Here is a 4,408-nt window from a genome sequence, read left to right on the forward strand (position 1 = left end):
TGATGCGGTAACTTGGAAATGTAATTCAACATTTCGTTTCAACGCCTTCTCTACTTGTTTTTTTTGTTTTTCGGCTTGAACTTGTTCTGCTAAAGCGTTTCGATTACAAATAATATAAATATGGATGTCTTCTTGAATCATTTCAATATGAATTTGATCCACTACATTTCTCTTCGTAACATTTAAAGAAGCCGCTAATTGCAATAATGATCCTAATATACGAATCTTTCTCTGCTCTTCTTTAGTGAACCATGAATCAAACGACTCCATATATTGTTTATAGGAAAGTTTATTTTTAAAGGATGCTAATAAAGCAAGCTTCACCTTATCTTTATGCATCATTCCATCAATCGTTTTGTTTGCTAGCAAATAGAATGTATGCTGACTGCTAGCCTCCTCATCGATATAAACCCCAATATTGTAAACTTTAGCCGCCATTCTGACAGAAAGCAATTCATCACTTGTAAAACTTACTACATTACATTTTTCTAACCCATTGCAAAGTGTCATAACTGTTTTAATTTGATACATCACATTATTTAAATCAATTGCATACTTTTCAGCTAGCATGTGAAAACTCTCTTCAATTACATTCGGATAATAAGAAAGACCATATCTCTTAGCATTTACTTCATAGAATATGCCTTCTCTAAGCCCTCTTCTACTAATGATGAAAGAGGATGATTGGGTAACGGTCAAAAGCGATTGAAATACCTCTACAGCAGGAAGAATAGTATCAGCACGATCCTTTGCCAAGCCGTCAAGCTTTTGCATTTCAGGAAAGCTTAAATCACTCATAAATTGATGGACAACTTCAATATCATTAGGTTTCATTTCATATAAATGCACTCCCGAAATAGGATATGAAATAATATTTTGATGAACACGCGCCATATTACGCGCACTACCACCTATAGCAATAATAGGTACTTGTTTTTCAAGCAACCAAGGTAATTGTTCCATTTTTCCAAGTATAAACGAAGACATTTTCTCCCGTTCATCCCACGTGGGTATGTCTCCAGAAACAAATTGCTGTTTTAAAGATAATGCCCCAAAAGGAAAGCTAAAATATTCGATCAGCTGGCGATTACGAAAATAAGTAATTTCCGTACTACCGCCACCAATATCTATTGTAATACCTTCTTCAAAAGAGGTTGAATTCATAACAGCTAAATAGCCATAATACGCTTCTTCATATTCAGAAAGGATTCGAAGTTCGATTCCTGTTCGTTCTTTTACAAGATGCGTAATCTCTTCTTTGTTGGTTGCCTGACGTATTGTAGCTGTACCCACGCAAATTACGTGCTGTAACTTATGGTACATAATACTTTCTTGAAATTGTTCAAGAGTATGAAGTAAAACAGAAAGACCTTCCTCGGTAAGTTTACCTTCAACCAAATAATTACGCAGTCTAGCTGAAACTTTTGTATTTTCAATTTCACGATAAGAGCCACTATTTTGTTGTTCATATAAAACAAGACGTATCGTGTTGGAACCGATGTCAATAATGCCATATTGCTCGTATATCATTGCTTCACCTTATTTCTGAGGAATACATTTGCTGAAATCTCCAAATGATTAAAGGAAAAAATAACTACTATATATATTGTACAAAACGATTGTAACGGTTTCCACTATTAGTTTGCCTGTAACTATTTGTTTTTGAATAATTGTGTCTTTTCTTTCTAATTTCTATACAAAGAAACGGAAAACAAATTCGTGCTTTCTATCATTTGTTGCAAACAAAGGACCTCACATGATAAGGTAGAAAGGAAAGGAGGACAGGGTATATGATGTCACATTCTTCTCACGCACAGCCCGCTCCATCAGCCGAGCAGCTCCCACAAGCGATATTCATTGTAAATCGCCATGCAAAATCAGCAACAGATCCAAAATATTTATACTGGCTGAAGAAAAGAGCAATCGAAAAATTAATTCAAGAGGGAAAAGCTAAAAAAGAAGGTCTGCATTTCTCAAAAAATCCCAAATTTAGCAAACAACAATCGGATGTACTAGTACAAGCTGGTGATTATTATTTTCACATCCCGCCTTCCAAAGATGACTTCCAAAAGCTTCCCCATCTTGGCGAACTCAATCAAGCGTATCGAAATCCTAAAACACATATGTCACTTTCTTTAGCAAAAAAACTACTTCAACAATATATTGGCACAGAAGCCTATGAACAAGAAAAGAAAATCTTACAACCCAAACCTTGGTACCAGCGTTCCTATACAAGAAAGTAAAACATGCTACGATATCAGTAGAATTCATAATAAAAGAGGAGACCAATACATATCCAATTTGGTCCCCTCTTTTATTCATCATTTCATGTATTTACACGCTGAAATGATTTCCTTGTCCAATGCCTATCCTCAAATTAACATTTTACTTTACCTTTATATTTGCAGCTTGATAAAAATCTACCTTTTCCTTATTGTAATCTTTTGTAGCATTATTAAACTGATCAATCTTATCTTCCGCATCTTTATATAAACTGTTTGTGTCTTTTACTTTATCATTGATGGATTTCAACTTTTCATCCTTCGTTTGAAGCATAGTGTATAACTCTTTTTCTGATTGTATTGCTTTTTTATAAGAATCATACATTTGGATAAAAGAGTCATAGCGATCTTTATACAACTTTTCAATTTGTTTCGCTTGATCTTTTAGTTTCCCATTTTCAATATTATTTGTTTTAGAATCTGCATTCTTCATTTCCTTTTGAGCATTATTCAATATATCTTTTTCGGTATCTAATGTTTTTTGTCGCTGATCCAAAGTTTGTATAGCTTCACCAATCATCGGCTGCACAGATGCATTGGAATCTTTTCCTTGCTGTAATATTTTCGAATATAGCTCTTTGTCCTTCTGACCAAGAGAATCAAATGTAGCTGTTTGTTGAAACATTGCCTTTTCTTGCGTTGCTGCCTTTTCAAAAATAGTATACAGTTCTTGTTCTGACTTCGAACCTACGCAACCTGATAAAACAAGCATGGTTACTGCAATCCCCATAATTTTATATTTAAACACTTTCTGTCACCAATCCTTACTATCAATTGTCATACCATGAACTTTCCGTTACATAATAAATTCCATATTATCGTTCAAAGTCACATTTGTTTCACTACTAACATCTATCACTACAAGGCATAGCTCCTATAATTCTTCACTTCCTTATATTATCAATCCTATCACAAAAAACTTCTTATGCAGAATGGTATTGCTATCTAATTCATATGAAATAAAATAACAGTATTCATTTTATCCCTCTATTATTAAATATACTAGTGGGTATTTATTTTATGAAAAAACTTGTTCCATTTTTAATCATACCACATATGTATATAATGAAAAATGAAACATTTAGGGGGCATCCATCATACAAAATTCATCTGATGTAGCTCGGTATATAACGGGACTTTTGCTTGCACTAAAACTGCTTCTACAATCATTTGGGATTACAATTTTTACAAACGCACAAATCGATGCCATTGCCAACGTTGTATCTTTTCTATATATTCTCTATTTTGGCTATAAAAATAATTATATTGGAAAAAAAGGAATCGAACAAAAAAAATTATTAAAAAAGCACAATCTTCATTAAGGGACCTTCTACAGGTTCCTTTTTTCCATAATTGCGCCAATAGCCTCATATGTTCCATAGCTTACATTTTGCATTTGATACGTATAGCTAGCACTAAAAGGAATGCTTGCACTGCCGCTCTCATTACCAACTTTTACTTGAAATAGTAGCGTAGCAAGTTCTCCTGATTTCAAAGTTACAATTCTCCAACGCATAATTCGAAATAGCAAATCTGCTGTTCCTAATTCGGTTTTAAGAGTATTAGGTACATACATTACTGCATCCCGTAGCATATGACTAATAAATAAATGGGTTATTTCTTCCTCACTGTTATTTGTAACATCTATAACTATATCAACGACATCTCCAACTGCATAGGTTAAATGAGATGAGAACCGTGGATCTTTCTCTCGATTTCTTATTCGTATTACAACCTCTATTGACGGTGAATTGCTTTTCATGCTAGTTTGTAAAATCAAGTTGAGAGCACCTCCACAATTTCAATTTATCTAGTTTTTAAGTTGAAATGCTTAAAAAAACATGGACGTTTATAATACCGAATAAGATAGGTTATCTAGTCTAGAACCATACATTATATGATGGGATGAAATCTGCAAAAAAATCATAAATTAAAATGGACAACGTATGAGAGATGAAAAATGACTCTTTGCGTTCAAAAGTTATTGTATATATAAGTGCACTAACAAACTAGACATCATGGTATCAAGTTATAAAAGAAAGAACTTACTTGTCTAAATGGGAATAACAGTATATTAATAAGTATACAGGGATGATTCCTACATTTCTATCTTTTCACCAATACTT

At 33.3% G+C, this 4,408-nt stretch carries 5 protein-coding genes; 2 read left to right on the plus strand and 3 right to left on the minus strand.

From position 1 onward, the window contains the following. Window positions 1-1,530 (minus strand): Ppx/GppA phosphatase family protein (locus AC11ZT_RS03395; RefSeq protein ID WP_484058258.1); only part of this gene is annotated, 1,530 nt, incomplete at its 3' end. A gap of 263 nt (window positions 1,531-1,793) precedes the next feature. On the opposite strand from AC11ZT_RS03395, the gene AC11ZT_RS03400 reads away from it, so the two are divergent. Beyond that, window positions 1,794-2,243: a YkyB family protein gene (locus AC11ZT_RS03400; protein ID WP_484058261.1), complete on the plus strand. Its 450-nt coding sequence runs from the start codon at window positions 1,794-1,796 to the stop codon at window positions 2,241-2,243. Between the two features lie 142 nt (window positions 2,244-2,385). On the opposite strand, the gene AC11ZT_RS03405 is transcribed toward AC11ZT_RS03400, so the two are convergent. After that, the gene (locus AC11ZT_RS03405; RefSeq protein WP_484058259.1) at window positions 2,386-3,030 is read right to left on the minus strand and encodes a YkyA family protein; all 645 of its coding nucleotides are present in this window, start codon (window positions 3,028-3,030) and stop codon (window positions 2,386-2,388) included. 346 nt (window positions 3,031-3,376) lie between these two features. Between AC11ZT_RS03405 and AC11ZT_RS03410 the strand changes: the two genes are divergently transcribed. Further along, window positions 3,377-3,604: a phage holin gene (locus AC11ZT_RS03410; protein ID WP_484058262.1), complete on the plus strand. Its 228-nt coding sequence runs from the start codon at window positions 3,377-3,379 to the stop codon at window positions 3,602-3,604. Between the two features lie 8 nt (window positions 3,605-3,612). Here AC11ZT_RS03410 and AC11ZT_RS03415 read toward each other — a convergent pair whose 3' ends face one another. Further along, entirely contained in the window at window positions 3,613-4,062 is a 450-nt protein-coding gene (locus AC11ZT_RS03415; RefSeq protein WP_484058260.1) for a hypothetical protein, read from the minus strand. Window positions 4,063-4,408 lie beyond the last annotated feature (346 nt).

This window comes from Ectobacillus sp. (genome assembly GCF_056992975.1).

Coding starts and splice junctions, on each gene's coding strand:
- AC11ZT_RS03400 (WP_484058261.1), top strand. CDS start 1,794: ATGTCACATTCTTCTCACGCACAGCCCGCTCCATCAGCCGAGCAGCTC.